General features: G+C 67.6%; 16 protein-coding genes. 9 read left to right on the forward strand and 7 right to left on the reverse strand.

Going from position 1 to position 14,205, the window contains the following annotated elements; genetic code table 11:
* Window positions 1-82: 82 nt before the first annotated feature.
* Window positions 83-742, reverse strand: a complete 660-nt coding sequence (locus WBG56_RS01215; protein WP_424264725.1) for an alpha/beta hydrolase — start codon at window positions 740-742, stop codon at window positions 83-85.
* A gap of 57 nt (window positions 743-799) precedes the next feature.
* Here WBG56_RS01215 and WBG56_RS01220 point away from each other — a divergent pair, with 57 nt between their 5' ends.
* The 4 genes from WBG56_RS01220 (at window position 800) to galU (ending at window position 3,633) form a co-directional block, all read left to right on the forward strand.
* Window positions 800-1,663 (forward strand): biotin--[acetyl-CoA-carboxylase] ligase, encoded by an 864-nt coding sequence (locus WBG56_RS01220; RefSeq protein WP_424264726.1) that lies wholly within the window; start codon window positions 800-802, stop codon window positions 1,661-1,663.
* Window positions 1,660-2,487, forward strand: coding sequence for a type III pantothenate kinase (locus WBG56_RS01225; RefSeq protein ID WP_424264727.1), 828 nt, complete (start codon window positions 1,660-1,662; stop codon window positions 2,485-2,487). The genes WBG56_RS01220 and WBG56_RS01225 overlap by 4 nt, the downstream gene beginning before the upstream one ends.
* Window positions 2,488-2,620: 133 nt before the next feature.
* Window positions 2,621-2,797: a hypothetical protein gene (locus tag WBG56_RS01230; RefSeq protein WP_424264728.1), complete on the forward strand. Its 177-nt coding sequence runs from the start codon at window positions 2,621-2,623 to the stop codon at window positions 2,795-2,797.
* Complete coding sequence (gene galU / locus WBG56_RS01235) at window positions 2,794-3,633, forward strand: UTP--glucose-1-phosphate uridylyltransferase GalU (RefSeq protein WP_424264729.1); 840 nt, start codon at window positions 2,794-2,796, stop codon at window positions 3,631-3,633. The genes WBG56_RS01230 and galU overlap by 4 nt, the downstream gene beginning before the upstream one ends.
* 69 nt (window positions 3,634-3,702) lie before the next feature.
* On the opposite strand, the gene WBG56_RS01240 is transcribed toward galU, so the two are convergent.
* Together WBG56_RS01240 and waaC are read right to left on the reverse strand one after the other, a co-directional pair.
* On the reverse strand, window positions 3,703-5,034 hold the full coding sequence (locus WBG56_RS01240) for a 3-deoxy-D-manno-octulosonic acid transferase (protein ID WP_424264730.1): 1,332 nt from the start codon (window positions 5,032-5,034) through the stop codon (window positions 3,703-3,705).
* A complete protein-coding gene (waaC, locus tag WBG56_RS01245; protein WP_424264731.1) occupies window positions 5,031-6,005 on the reverse strand; it encodes a lipopolysaccharide heptosyltransferase I in 975 nt (324 codons plus the stop codon). The genes WBG56_RS01240 and waaC overlap by 4 nt, the downstream gene beginning before the upstream one ends.
* Before the next feature lie 92 nt (window positions 6,006-6,097).
* Between waaC and WBG56_RS01250 the strand changes: the two genes are divergently transcribed.
* Window positions 6,098-6,619 carry a gamma carbonic anhydrase family protein gene (locus tag WBG56_RS01250; RefSeq protein WP_424264732.1) on the forward strand — a complete coding sequence of 174 codons (522 nt, stop codon included), beginning with the start codon at window positions 6,098-6,100 and terminating at the stop codon, window positions 6,617-6,619.
* An 11-nt stretch (window positions 6,620-6,630) separates the two neighbouring features.
* Here WBG56_RS01250 and WBG56_RS01255 read toward each other — a convergent pair whose 3' ends face one another.
* The 4 genes from WBG56_RS01255 to WBG56_RS01270 all read right to left on the reverse strand — a co-directional run bounded on the left by WBG56_RS01255 (window position 6,631) and on the right by WBG56_RS01270 (window position 10,760).
* Complete coding sequence (locus WBG56_RS01255) at window positions 6,631-7,686, reverse strand: glycosyltransferase family 4 protein (protein WP_424264733.1); 1,056 nt, start codon at window positions 7,684-7,686, stop codon at window positions 6,631-6,633.
* Between the two features lie 70 nt (window positions 7,687-7,756).
* Window positions 7,757-9,124, reverse strand: a complete 1,368-nt coding sequence (glmU, locus tag WBG56_RS01260; RefSeq protein WP_424264734.1) for a bifunctional UDP-N-acetylglucosamine diphosphorylase/glucosamine-1-phosphate N-acetyltransferase GlmU — start codon at window positions 9,122-9,124, stop codon at window positions 7,757-7,759.
* Window positions 9,125-9,241: 117 nt separating this feature from the next.
* Window positions 9,242-9,883, reverse strand: coding sequence for a PhaM family polyhydroxyalkanoate granule multifunctional regulatory protein (locus tag WBG56_RS01265; protein ID WP_424264735.1), 642 nt, complete (start codon window positions 9,881-9,883; stop codon window positions 9,242-9,244).
* Between the two features lie 43 nt (window positions 9,884-9,926).
* Window positions 9,927-10,760 (reverse strand): NUDIX hydrolase, encoded by an 834-nt coding sequence (locus tag WBG56_RS01270; RefSeq protein WP_424264736.1) that lies wholly within the window; start codon window positions 10,758-10,760, stop codon window positions 9,927-9,929.
* Between the two features lie 253 nt (window positions 10,761-11,013).
* Between WBG56_RS01270 and coxB the strand changes: the two genes are divergently transcribed.
* The 4 genes from coxB (at window position 11,014) to WBG56_RS01290 (ending at window position 14,199) form a co-directional block, all read left to right on the forward strand.
* Window positions 11,014-12,174, forward strand: a complete 1,161-nt coding sequence (coxB, locus tag WBG56_RS01275) for a cytochrome c oxidase subunit II (protein ID WP_424264737.1) — start codon at window positions 11,014-11,016, stop codon at window positions 12,172-12,174.
* 81 nt (window positions 12,175-12,255) lie between these two features.
* On the forward strand, window positions 12,256-13,863 hold the full coding sequence (gene ctaD / locus WBG56_RS01280; RefSeq protein ID WP_424264738.1) for a cytochrome c oxidase subunit I: 1,608 nt from the start codon (window positions 12,256-12,258) through the stop codon (window positions 13,861-13,863).
* A gap of 31 nt (window positions 13,864-13,894) precedes the next feature.
* A complete protein-coding gene (locus tag WBG56_RS01285) occupies window positions 13,895-14,011 on the forward strand; it encodes a cytochrome oxidase small assembly protein (protein WP_424264739.1) in 117 nt (38 codons plus the stop codon).
* Window positions 14,008-14,199 (forward strand): DUF2970 domain-containing protein, encoded by a 192-nt coding sequence (locus tag WBG56_RS01290; protein ID WP_424264740.1) that lies wholly within the window; start codon window positions 14,008-14,010, stop codon window positions 14,197-14,199. Before WBG56_RS01285 ends, WBG56_RS01290 begins: the two co-directional genes overlap by 4 nt.
* Window positions 14,200-14,205 lie beyond the last annotated feature (6 nt).

The following is a 14,205-nucleotide window of genomic DNA, read 5'->3' on the forward strand; positions in this document are numbered from 1 at the left end:
CCCCAACGGAAATCGAGACAAAACGCAAGCAACTGAAACGCGACATCTCGTCGCAAGAACGCCCCAAGCCGCCCGCGCGCCCTCAGGACAGAGGGTCCGCCAGTCCCGCCAGGCTGCTCAGCACGGTCTGGCGCAGGATCAGCAGCTTGCCATGAAAGAAATGCCCGGCCTCAGGCACGACCGTCAGGGGCAACTGGTGAGCCCGGGCGAAATCCATGCCTTCGGACAGCGGCACGACCTCGTCGTGTTCGCCATGGATCATCAGCGTGGACGCCGGCATGGACAAGGGTCGGTAACGGAAGCGTTCGACCGCGCAGCCGATCAGCATCAGGCGCGAGGGCAACGGCAAGTCCCGGTCAGCCAGTTCCGCATACAATTGAGCCGCCACAGCCGAACCGAAGGAAAACCCGGCCAGCACCCATGGCCCCCGGGCTGCTTGCGGCCAATCCTGAAAGACCTGCTCGACGCACGCCACCATATCGGCGGTTTCGCCGACAGCCTGGTCAAACACCCCCTGCGAACCGCCGACCCCGCGAAAATTCGGCCGGATCGCCAGCAAACCCTGCTGCACGCAGGCCCGCGCGACGGTGGTGACGACCTTGTTGTCGCGCGTACCGCCATGCAGCGGGTGCGGATGCAGAACCAGGGCCCAGCCGACAGGTGACTGCTCAGGATGGTCCACGGTATATTCGACCGTTCCCGACATCCCCCTGAAAGCCGATTGTTCCGTACGCAAACTCATGATGAACTGGACTCTTGATCGGTGTGATTCACGCCTCATTCTACATACATGACCGGTATGTCTCCTGATTCCGCCTTTCCCTTCCCCTCTCCCGATCAGATGGCCGGCGATCTGCGGGCGGCGCTGCCGTCCTTTCAACGCGTCGACTGGCTGGCGGATACCGGCTCGACCAATGCCGACCTGCTGGCGCGCGCGCGCCAGCCCCAGGGCTCGGTCGCCCGTCCCTGGCTGCTGGGCACGCACCTGCAGACCCAGGGGCGCGGGCGCGCGGGCCGTACCTGGCAAAACAGAGTGGGCGCCAATCTGATGTTTTCCTGCGCCTTCGACGTCTTCCTGCCCGCACGGCAACTGCCCACCCTGGCGCCCCTGATCGGGTTGGCGACCTGCCAGGCGCTTCGCCGGCAACTGACCCCCGAACACCAGGCCAGGTTGAACATGAAATGGCCCAACGACCTGCAGTGGGACCAGGCCAAGCTGGCCGGCATTCTGATCGAGTCCACCCGTTCGGGCACCGCCCAGGCCGCCGATCACCACCTGATCATCATCGGCATGGGGCTCAACCTGCACGATGCCCGCGCCCTGTCGCAGTCCCTGAACCGCAACGTGGCGGACTGGGCCGGCCTGGCGGCCATCGACCCGCGGGCGGCCCAGGCATCGGCGACATCCCTGGTCGCATGCGCCGCCCAGGCCTGGTACGAAGCGCTGAACCAGGCCACGGCGCACGGCTTCGCCGATCTGCCCGCCCGCTATGCGCAGGTCGATGGCCTGGCGGGCCAGCCGCTGGACGTCATCGACGACGGCAAGCTGCGGCAAACGGGCATCGCCTGCGGCATCGACACGCAGGGCCGCCTGCGGCTACGCAGCGCCAGCGGGGTCCAGACCGTCTCGGTCGGTGAAATCTCGGTGCGGCTGCGTCGATGAAACTCCTGATCGACGCCGGCAACACCCGCGCCAAAATCGCCTGGATGGCTCCTGGGGAAAGCACCCGCCACCCGGCGACGGTCTTGGACTATGCCCGCCTGCCCGAGCTGGCCGCCCATCTTGCGCACAGGCCGCAGGACATTCTCGGGTCGAATGTCGCCGGCCCGCACGTCCGCCAGCAGCTGGACCTTGCCTGCCAAACCGCCTGGGGCCTGACGATACGCTGGTGCGACGCCCGCGACGGCCAGTCGCTGCTGGACAACCCCTATGCCGATCCCACCCGCCTGGGGGCGGACCGCTGGCTGGGCTTGCTGGGGCTGCTGCGCACGCTGTCCGCCGACTCCGGCTGGAATGCGGGCCACCCCGCGCTTCTCGCCAGCTTCGGCACCGCCACCACCATCGATACGATCATGCCGGGCGCCGGCCCAGCGCGGCCTGCCTTTCTGGGCGGCCTGATTCTGCCGGGCCCTTCCCTGATGGCTCATAGCCTGGCCCACGGCACGGCCCAGCTGCCCCTGGGGGCCGGCCGCTGCACGGACTTCCCCCAGGACACGCAAGACGCCATCGCCAGCGGCATCGCCGCCGCCCAGGCCGGGGCGCTGCTGCGCCAATGGCGCCTGGCCCGTCAGCGGGCACAGGGGCGCGCGCCGCTGGTCTTCGTCTGCGGCGGGGGCTGGCCCGGGATCAGCGCGGCGATCCTGGAGGAACTGGCCCAGGCCCAGGACGCGCTGCAATTGCCACGCACGCCGCCCCAGCGACTGGACGGCCCCGTGCTGGACGGACTGGCCTTCCTGTCCACGTCGCCCGGGTTGCAGACCGCCTGACGCTGCGCAACCCCGGGACCGCAGCAGCCGGTCGGGCCCCGCGCGCCAATTGATATACTGGCCGCTGCATCGCCTCAACGGCGTCATCCCGGCCGGCCTCCTCGGCGGCCGATATCCGACATCCCTTCGCATCATGCGCTTCCTGCTGACCCTCGCCGTCGCCGCAAACCTGGCCCTGCTGGCCTACGGCCAGGGGTTTTTCGGCCCCCCGCCCGCCGAACAAGGCCGCACGCCGCGCCCCCTGTCGCAGCGCAGCCAGCAGGCACTGACGCCCAGCGCCCCGCTTCCCCCTGAATTCACGCCACGATGAAACCTATCCGCAAAGCCGTCTTCCCGGTCGCCGGCCTGGGCACCCGTTTCCTGCCCGCCACCAAGGCCATGCCCAAGGAAATGCTGCCGATCGTCGACAAGCCATTGATCCAATACGCCGTCGAAGAAGCCCTGGCCGCCGGCATCACCGAACTGATCTTCATCACGGGCCGCAACAAGCGCGCCATCGAAGACCACTTCGACCGCGCACCGGAACTCGAAGCGGAACTGGAAACTAAAGACAAGCAGGCGCTGCTGGAGACCATCCGCACCATCCTGCCCGATCACGTGCACTGCATCTACACCCGCCAGGCGCAGCCGCTGGGACTCGGTCACGCGGTATTGTGCGCCGCCCCCATCGTCGGCAACGAGCCCTTCGCCGTGCTGCTGGCCGACGACCTGCTGGACGCCGACACGGCCGTCACGCGCCAACTGGTGGACGCGGCCCATCAACACGACGGCAGCGTACTGGCCATTCAGGAAATCGACCCTCGGGATTCACGCAAATACGGCATCATTGCAGGGTCCGCAGTCGATGCCCGCAACACCCGGGTGGAACATATCGTCGAAAAGCCCGCGCCGCAGGACGCGCCGTCCAATCAGGCCGTCGTGGGCCGCTACGTGCTGGAACCGGAAATCTTCGATTTCCTGCGCCAGACCCAGGCCGGCGTCGGCCGGGAAATCCAGCTGACCGACGCGATCTCGGCCATGCTGGGGCACCGCAAGGTCTTTGCCCACCGCTACGTCGGCGAACGCTACGACTGCGGCAGCAAGGAAGGCTTTTTCAAGGCCACCATCGCCCTGGGCAAGAAATACCACGGCCTGACCGCCGACTGACCCCCGCGCCCGCCGGGCGCAAGGCGGCGGACGCAGGCAGCGCCCTGCTCGGCTACTCCGAAGGGCGCGCTAGGCAATCCGCTGCGTCAGCAGATCCTCGATCCCGTTGATCACCCGGGCCACGGCGCCCGCGTGCTGCCGCACCCAATGGCTGCCGGCCTGCCCCACCTGCGCGGCAAGCGCCGGATCATCCAGCCACTTCAGGGCCTGGCGCACCGCCTGATCGGGATCGGACGCCTGGACGATGGCGCCGGCCGCCTGCGCATCGGCCACGGCCTGCTGGAAATGCGCCGTATGCGGTCCGACGATGACCGGACAGCCCAGCGCGCTGGCCTCGATGAAATTCTGCCCGCCCAGCGGCGCGAAACTGCCGCCGACGATCGCCACCTGGCTGCCGGCGTAATACCAGGGCATTTCCCCCAGGGTATCGCCCAGCAGCACCGCCGCCTGACGACACGCAGCCAGCGCGGAACTGCCCCCGTCGCCCAGCTCCAGCAACCGCGTGCGCCGCACGAACGGCAGGCCGGCCGCCTGCAACTGGGCGGCGGCCTGGTCAAAACGCTGGGGATGCCTGGGGATCAGCAGGAACAGCGGCGGGGCGGATTCCGCCCCCGTCGCCGCCGCCCGGTCGCGCACACGGCGAATGGCCTGGATGAAGACCCGATCCTCGCCTTCGCGCGTGCTGGCAATGGCGATCACCCGGCGACCCAGTTGCGCTGCAAACGCCCGCCCGCGCGCGGCCTTGTCCTGATCCAACCGGACATCGAATTTGAAGTTGCCGGAGACGCTGACCTGGCGCGCGCCGGCGCGTTCCAGCCGCTGGGCATCCGCCAGCGACTGGGCGTAGGTGCGGGCGATGCCGCCGTACGCCTGGCGCATCAGGCCGCCCAGGCGCTGGGAGCGATGCAAGGCGGCGTCGGACAGGCGGGCGCTGGCCAGGACCAGGGGGACCCCCGCCCGCTGCGCGGCGTGGACCAGATTGGGCCAGAGTTCGCGTTCGATCAACACCCCCAGGGAGGGCCGATACTGCCGCAGGAACCGGCGCGTCGCGCCGGGAAAATCGTAAGGCAGCCAGGCCTGCTGCAAAGCGCCTTGATCGAGATCCGCCGCATACACCCGCAGGCCCTCGGCCCGCCCGGTCGCGGTCAGATGCGTCAGCAACACGCGATGGCCCCGATCCAGCAGCGCCCGGATCAGCGGCTGAGCGGCCCGGGTCTCGCCCAGGCTGACGGCATGGATCCAGATCGCGCCAGCGGCGGGCGGCGCCGCCCGATACCGGCCAAAGCGCGTGCCATCCAGCACCGCCCACCGCCCACCCGCCCTGCGGGCCCGCAGCCCCATCCAGGCCAGCAGCAGCGGCGACAGCAGCACCAGCAGCAGGGAATACGCGCAGCGGATCATTGCGCCGGATCCGGCCGGGCCGCATCCAGAGCGGCATCGATGGCTGCCAGCACCTGTCCGGCATCGGGTTCCTGGCCCCGTTCCCCCAGACTGGCCGTGTAGGCCGCGCCTTGCAGCGGGGTGCGCACCGGCGTGGACGCCTTATAGATACCGATGGTGGGACGCCCCAGGCCGGCGCTCAGGTGCGTCAGGCCGCTGTCCAGCCCCACCATGACCCGAGCCCGCGCCAACTGATCGGCCACCTGGCGCAACCCCAGCCGCGGCAGGACCTCGGCCCCGTCGCGCCCCTGGATCAACTCGCGGGCCCGCGCCTGTTCCGCGTCATTGCCCGCCAGCAGGCGCAAGGTCAGGCCCCGGGCCTGCAGATGGTCGAAAACCTGCCGCCAATGACCGGCCGGCCAGAGCTTGTCGTCACGGCTGGCCGACGGCATGATCACGGCCGTCGGCTCGATCTCCACGCCATCGGTGATGGACCGCAGGCCGAAATCGGGCGATCCGTCGCAGGCGTAGCCGAAAGCCGCCGCCGCCAGCGCGCGCTGGCGGACGATGGCCGGCTGCCAGAACTCCACCCGGTGCTTGACGTCGTAGAACAGGGACGCCAGGGGTTCACGGGCGGATTTCCAATCCAATCCATGGCGCAGGCCCCGCGCCTGGCGCACCAGCCAGACCGATTTCAGCAAGGCCTGCATGTCCAGGATGACGTCGTACTGCCGCGCTGCCAGATTCGCGCGCAAGGCTGCCCGTTCGCGGCGCGTCTGTGCGTCCCACCAGTGTTTGCGCCAACGCCGGTGCGCCACGGAAATGACCTCATGGACGGCCGGATGCCAGGCGGGGATCTCGGCGAAGGACTCCTCGGCGATCCAATCGATCTGCGCGCCTGGCACGTGCCGGGCGATGTCGGAGATGGCCGGCAGCATGTGCACCAGGTCTCCCAGCGAGGAGGTGCGGACGATCAGGATACGGGTTGTCATGGCGCGATTATAGGCGGGCTACCCTCTCCGCTTGCGAGGCTGGTATCCTTGTTGGCATCCAGCCACACGGCCCCGATCCGGAGCACCGACCCATGACCTGTTACGCCCTGGGGGATCTGACCCCGCACATCGATCCTTCCGCCTTCATCGCCGCCGAGGCCACCGTGATCGGCGCAGCGACGCTGCAGGCCGGCACCAGCGTCTGGGCGGGCGCCGTGATTCGCGCCGACAATGAACCCATTGCCATCGGCGAACAATCCAACATCCAGGAAGGCGCCGTGCTGCACGTCGACAAGGGCAAGCCGCTGACCATCGGCCGGCAGGTCACGGTCGGCCACCAGGCCATGCTGCACGGCTGCACCATCGAAGACGGCTCCCTGATCGGCATCCAGGCCATCGTGCTGAACGGCGCCGTCATCGGCCGCCACAGCCTGGTGGGCGCCGGGGCGCTCGTCACCGAAGGCAAGACCTTCCCCGAACGATCCCTGATCCTGGGCGCGCCCGCCAAGGCCGTGCGCACGCTGTCGGACGAGGAAGTCGCCGCCCTGCAGCGCAGCGCCGCCGACTACGCCGCCCGCGCTGCGCATTACAAAGACGCCCTGCGCCCGCTATAGGCCCGCGCCCGCTAGACGGGCATCAAGCGGCCGTATAGCTGTTGATACGCGGCCACCATCGTCGGGACTGAATATGCCTGCGCCACGTGCGCCTGCGCCCGCCGGGCCATGGCCTGCGCGGCATCCGCATGATCCAGCACCCAGGCGATGCGCCTGGCCATGGCCAGATCGTCGCCGGCCGGCGCCAACAGACCACGATCCGGGTCCAGGATTTCCCCGTGGCCGCCCACGTCCGTGGCGACCACGGGCAGCCCGGCCAGGCAGGCATCCAGCACACTGGTGCCCAGGGCCTCGAATCGCGAGCTGCTGACGTAGACATCCCCCAAGGCCAGGCAATCCCCCACCTGCCCCTGAAAGCCAGCGAAACGGTAATGGTCCTGCAGGCCCAGGGCCTGCACCCGGGCGCGAGCGGCGTCGGCCGCCGCGCCGTCGGCCCCGCAATGCAGGCAGATCACGTCAGGATGATCCGCGCGCAGGCGGTTCACTGCCTCGATCAGGGTCAGGGGGTCTTTTTCGGGGCTGAGCGCCGCCGCCGTCACCAGCACCCGGCGCCCCGCCAGGCCGAACTGCCGGCGCAAGGCCTCGACCCGGACCGGGTCCGCCTGATGCGGTTCCACTGCGCTGGGGATCACGATGGCCGCCAGCCCGCAGGCCCGGGGCGCCGCGGCGGCGGCCTGGCTGATGGCCACCAGGGCATCGGCCCGACCCCATTTCCAGCGCTGGCGCCGCACCCTGTCCGGCGCATCGAAAGCGGTGCGCCGGGTGAAGACCAGGACCGCCCGCAAGACAGGCCGCATGAAAGCCAGCAGGCTCATGGCCTGGGCGGTCTGGGCATGGATGACGTCATAGGAACGGCGCCGCGACAGCAACAGCCGCGCCAGCGCCAGGCTGCCCGAACACGAGAAGACCGGAATGCCGGCGGCCTCGGCGCGCTGCGCCAGCGGCCCCCCGGCCCGCGCCGCCAAGGCTACCTGATGACCGGCGGCCTGCAAGCCCTGCAGCGTGAACAGCGTCTGGCGCTCGCCGCCGCGCCAGCCCTTTTCCAGATTCAGATGCAAAACGCGCACGATACCGCCCCGCCCGGCTTAAAGGGCAAGCCCGAACGATGCCCGCATGCGTCCCGCGCAGGCCGCCACGTCAGGCCTTGCGCGCCGGCCGCTTCCAGCCCTGGACCGTCTGCTGGCGAGGCCGCGACAGCGTCAGTTCACCGGCGGGCGCATCGCGCGTCAGCGTCGTGCCCGCGCCCAGCGTCGCCCCCTGGCCGACCCGCACAGGGGCGACCAGTTGCGTATCCGAGCCGATGAAGGCGTCGTCTTCGATGACCGTCTGGAATTTGTTCACCCCGTCGTAATTGCAGGTGATGGTGCCCGCGCCCACATTGACCCGTTCACCGATCACGGCGTCGCCCAGATACGCCAGGTGATTGGCCTTGGACCCCCGCCCCAGGCGGGTTTTCTTCAACTCGACGAAATTGCCCACATGGGCATCGGGGCCGACGTCCGCCCCAGGCCGCAGACGGGCATAGGGACCGATGCGCGCGGACTCGCCCACCAGGGCGCCTTCGACATGGCTATAGGCATCCAGCACCGCCCCGGCGCCGACATCGGCATCGCGGATCACGCAATGCGGCCCGACACGCGCGCCATCGGCCAGCCGCACGCGGCCTTCGAAGACGCAGCCCACATCGATGAAGACGTCGCGCCCGCAACTCAGTTCGCCGCGCAGGTCGAAGCGGGCCGGATCCGCCAGGGTCACGCCTTGTTCCAGCAGGCGCCGGGCCTGCTCGCCCTGCCAGATGCGTTCCAGCTGCGCCTGTTGCACGCGGCTGTTCACCCCCAGGGTTTCCCAGTGCGCGGCCGGCTGGGCATGCGCCACCGGCATGCCTTCACCCACCGCCAGCCCGACGATGTCGGTCAGATAGTATTCGCCCTGGGCGTTGCGATTGTCGATCTGCCCCAGCCAGCGCCGCAATGCGGCGGTGGGGGCGGCCAGGATGCCGGTATTGACCTCGGTGATGGCGAGCTCGGCGGCGCCCGCGTCTTTATGTTCGACGATGCGCTGCACGCGTCCCTGGGCGTCGCGCACGATGCGCCCATAACCGGAGGGATCGGCCAATGTTTCCGTCAGCAGCGCCAGCCCGTCGGCGCGCGCCTGCAGCAACGCCTGCAGCGTGGCGGCCTGCACCAAGGGCACGTCGCCATACAGGACCAGGCAGGTATCGCCCGCGTCGCCTTCCAGCAGATGCGGCAGGGCCTGCATGACCGCGTGACCGGTGCCCTGCTGCGGTTGCTGCAGCGCGAATGTCAGGTCCTGACCCGCGTAGGCGTTCTGCACGCGATCGGCGCCATGGCCCACCACGACCACTACACGGTCGGGATTCAGGGATCGGGCCGCGCCCAGCACATGGCTGAGCATGGGCTGCCCGGCGATCGGATGCAGGACTTTCGGCAGGTCGGACTGCATGCGCTTGCCCAGGCCCGCGGCCAGAATGATGATGTTCAGCATAGATGGAGAATCGAAAATTGACAGTGAGGACCTGACGCCGGGCGCTACGCCCGAGCGCCGGAGCGCGGCGGGCGCCCGGCCAAAGGCACACGGCCCCTGGCCGGGCGGAACGCCGAATCAGGTTTTGGATTTGCGGCTGGTTTTGGCGGCGGCCGGGGCCCGTGTGGTTTTCTTGCCGGCCCGGCCGGCGGATGCCGCCGTCTTGCCGGCCGTGGCACGGGCCCGGGCAGGTTTCCCGGCCGTCCCGCCAGACGCTGCGGTTTCGGCGGCGTCTGCCATGCCGCCCAGGCTGGCGGTGGTGGCCTCGCGCAGCTGTTCGAACTGCTGCTGCACCAGATTCCACCAATCGCCGGCCGCCTGCGCATAGGCCTGGCCGGCGTCATCGGCCTGGGCGTCCGTCGCAGGCCGCGCCGATTTGGGTTTCCCGGACGCGGGCGCGTCAGCCATGCCGGGGAACGCCCCCCCGGCGAAGGACTGCAGGGTTTTGAGCGTGCTGCGCTGGATCTCCATCCCCTGGATGGTGCTGGCCAGCATCGTCGCGTTCAGTTGCAGCCAGTTCTGCACCGTCTGCAACTCGCGGATGCGCTTGTCCAGCTCATCCAGGGACATGGCCGGCATGGCCGGGGCATCCGCGCGCCCGGCCAGGTTCTGCCAGGCCTGGCGCATCATGTCCAAGCCGGCGAACAGGGGATTGCCGGCGGATTCGCCCTGCTGACCGAACCCGGGCAGGACGAAGGGATTGGGGGATTCCTGTGCCATGATGGTTTACCTCCGCCGGCTCGGACCGGCATCAATCAAGGGGTCAAGAACGCGGCGACGCCGCCAGGCGCTGCCGCAATGAATCCAGAATGCACAATTCGGCTTCCAGGGTAAAGGCGCCGCTCGTGAGCATGTCCCATAATTCGGCCATGTCGACGCATCGGAACGCCAGGACCTCGCCATCCAGATTGGCCGGCGCGGTGGCGGCGGCCAGCACGCAATCGCTGAGACACACGGTCTCGACCTGATACCCGTCGGGCAGGCGGCGATGCATGCGCAACACGGTGCGCACGGGGCTGTGCGCGGCCAGTTCGGCCGGCACCAGGCCGGCTTCTTCGTGGGATTCGCGCAACAGCGCCGAGGCGGGGTCCTCGCCCGCCGCCACCAGCCCGCCCGACAAGGTATCCCACAGCCCGGGGTCCGTGGATTTGTCGAGCGACCGGCGGGCCACCCACAGCCGGCCGTCCGGCGTCCAGCCATTCAGGTGCACGGCCTGCGTCAGCAGCCCCAGCGGGCGCACGGCGCCGCGTTCGATATGCCCCAGCAGGCGGCCTTCGGCCACGACGTCCAGCAATTCGTCACGCCAACTGCGGATGCAGCCCGCATCCCGCAGCGCCAGGGCCAGATCGCGCAATACGCCATCCAGGCCCAGCCTCGCCTTCGGAGCCGCCGCCAGATGGGCGGCCTCGGCTTCGATGTGGACACCCGGGCGGCCGGCGATGGCGGCCAGCGCCGCAGCTCCGATCCAGCCCGCCACCCGCCCTGCGACCGTCACCGGCCGGGCGCCGACCGGCGGCAGCTGCTGGGCGCGGCGCACCAGTCGCGCACTGCGTGCCGACACGTCGCCCAGGGTAAAGACCGCAGAGGAGGAATCCATCGAAGCATTGTAGTGGAAGCCCGGAAGGGATAGGTGGAAACCCGCGAAACCCCATGAATAGCGCCGGACCCCGCCTGTACAAGCGGACATGCTTGGCTATAATCCCTTCAAGCTTATAAGGACACCTCAGACCGCAGCTGTTGCAATTCACGGTCTGCAGATCCGATCATGTGTGCAGGGCCCGTTTCCCCCTCGTGTGTCTTTGACGAAGGTCAACCCGCCCCGAAGAACACACACCAACCAGAGGGACAACATGAAGATGGTCAGAGGGTTGTTGGGCATGATCGCGCTGTCGTGGATGACAGTCGCTACCGCGCAGGTTCAGGACATACCGGGAGGACCGGCGGTCGATCAGCTGAACGTCACTCCGGGGGTCACGCCGATCTCCCAGGAAATACACGAATTGCACTGGATGATCCTGATCGTCTGTACGGTCATTTTCATCGGCGTTTTCGGCGTGATGCTGTATTCCATCGTCAAGCACCGGAAATCAAAGGGCTACAAGGCGGCCAAGTTCGATGAAAACCTGTCCATCGAACTCGCCTGGACCGTCATCCCCTTCCTGATCATCGTCGGCATGGCCATCCCGGCCACCCGCACGGTCGTCGCCATGAAGGACACCACGGGCGCCGACCTCACCATCAAGGCCACCGGCTACCAATGGAAGTGGGGCTACGAATATCTCGACGGCCCTGCCACCGGCGTGCATTTCCTGTCCAATCTGTCCACGCCCCAGGACCAGATCGACGGCAAGGCCCCCAAGAGCAATACCTACCTGCTGGAAGTCGACCGCCCCCTGGTGGTGCCGGTCGATAAAAAGGTCCGCGTCGTCCTGACGGCCTCCGACGTCATCCACTCCTGGATGGTGCCCGATTTCGGCGTCAAGCAGGACGCAGTGCCCGGCTACTTGCGCGACACCTGGTTCCGGGCGGAAAAGACCGGCACCTACCGCGGCCAGTGCGCCGAGCTGTGCGGCAAGAACCACGCCTACATGCCCATCGTGGTCGAGGTCAAGTCCGCCGAAGACTACGCCCAGTGGGTCAAGGATCAAAAAGCCGCGATGGCGTCCGCCACCGAAGATCCCAACAAGACCTGGACCAAGGACGAACTCTTCGCCAAGGGCAAGGAAATCTTCGCCGCCAACTGCGTGGCCTGCCACCAGGCCAACGGCCAAGGCATTCCGGGCACATTCCCGGCCTTGAACGGCGACAAGAAATACGTCCTGGCGCCCATGAAGGACCAGATCCTGACTGAACTCAATGGCCATCCGGGCACCGCCATGGCGGCATTCCGCGATCTGCTCAATGACGTCCAGCTGGCCGCCGTCATCACCTATACCCGTAACGCCTGGGACAACGCCGGACAAGGCCCCGACCCCGTCGTGCAGCCGTCAGACGTCAAGGCCCTGCGCTGACATCGGTCGCGCAACGGCATTATCCCGAACCCTATTTTTCCGCGCCGCCCTGCGTGCGGCGCGTCCTCGAAGGAGGCATTCATGAGCAGCGTCACCGCAGACCACATCCCGCCCAGCGTGGGTCATGACGAACACGCGCACGACCACGTCCCCACGGGCTGGCGGCGCTGGGTCTTCGCCACGAACCACAAAGACATCGGGACGATGTACCTGATCTTTTCGTTCTGCATGCTGCTGGAAGGCGGCACCCTGGCGCTCTTGCTGCGCACGGAACTCTTCGAACCCGGCATCCAGTTCTTCCAGCCCGAACTGTTCAACCAGTTCACCACCATGCACGGGCTGATCATGATCTTCGGGGCCATCATGCCGGCCTTCGTGGGCTTCGCCAACTGGATGATCCCGCTGCAGATCGGCGCATCCGACATGGCCTTCGCCCGCATGAACAACTTCAGCTTCTGGCTGCTGCCCGTGGGCGCCATCCTGCTGACCTCGTCGTTCTTCGTGCCCGGCGGCGCCAATGCATCCGGCTGGACCATGTACGCGCCGCTGTCCCTGCAGATGGGGCCGGGCATGGACTTCGCCATCTTCGCCGTGCACATCCTGGGCGCCTCGTCCATCATGGGGGCGATCAACATCATCGTCACCATCCTGAACATGCGCGCCCCCGGCATGACGCTGATGAAGATGCCGATGTTCTGCTGGTCCTGGCTGGTCACGGCCTACCTGCTGCTGGCCGTCATGCCGGTGCTGGCCGCCGCCGTCACCATGCTGCTGACCGACCGCCATTTCGGCACCCACTTCTTCAATGCCGCCGGCGGCGGCGACCCGGTGCTGTACCAGCACGTATTCTGGTTCTTCGGGCACCCGGAGGTCTACATCATGATTCTGCCGGCCTTCGGCATCGTGTCGCAGATCATCCCCACCTTCGCCCGCAAGCGCCTGTTCGGCTACGCCTCCATGGTCTACGCCATCTGCGCCATCGCCATCCTGTCCTTCCTGGTGTGGGCGCACCACATGTTCACCACCGGCATGCCCGTCACGGCTCAGCTGTTCTTCATGTACGGCACCATGCTGATTTCCATCCCCACCGGGGTCAAGGTCTTCAACTGGACGGCCACCATGTGGCGCGGATCCATGACCTTTGAAACCCCCATGCTGTGGGCCATCGGCTTCATCTTCGTGTTCACCATCGGCGGCTTCACCGGACTGGTGCTGGCCATCGCGCCCATCGACATCCAGGCCCAGGACACCTATTACGTGGTGGCTCACTTCCACTACGTGCTGGTGGCCGGGTCGCTGTTCGCCCTGTTTGGCGCCGCCTATTACTGGCTGCCGAAATGGTGCGGCCACATGTACGATGAAAAACTGGGCAAGCTGCACTTCTGGAGCAGCATGATCTCCTTCAACGTGGCGTTCTTCCCCATGCACTTCCTGGGCCTGGCGGGCATGCCGCGCCGCTACGCCGATTATGCCGCGCAGTTCACGACCTTCCACCAGGTGGCCACCATCGGCGCTTTCTGGTTCGGCCTGTCGCAACTGATCTTCATCTACGTGGTGGTCAAGGCCGTGCGCAGCACCGGTCCCACCGTGGCGGCCTGCCCCTGGGAAAGCGCCGAAGGCCTGGAATGGACGGTGCCTTCGCCGGCCCCCCACCACACCTTCGTCACCCCGCCCCAGTATGAAGGCTGACCACGCACAGACCAGGAACCCGGAACCCGTCATGACCCCTGAACAACGTCGCCGCAACCGCCGCACCGGATGGACCCTGGCCTTGTTTGCCATCGCCATCCTGGTCTGGACCTTTGTCCGCGCCAATCTATACGGGGTCGTCGATTGAGCGGTCCGGGTAATTTTCTGCGGTCGGTGCGCACCATTGCCTGGGCCTTCCTGGGTCTGCGCAAACGATCCGGACACGATGACGATCTGAATCGCATCGGCCCGGCGCACCTGATCGTGGCAGGCCTGCTGGGCGGGCTGATATTCATATTGCTGCTGTTACTGGCCGTCCGGCTGGTCACAGCCTAGAATCAG

This window comes from Castellaniella sp. (genome assembly GCF_049671645.1).
Classification (GTDB): domain Bacteria; phylum Pseudomonadota; class Gammaproteobacteria; order Burkholderiales; family Burkholderiaceae_B; genus Castellaniella.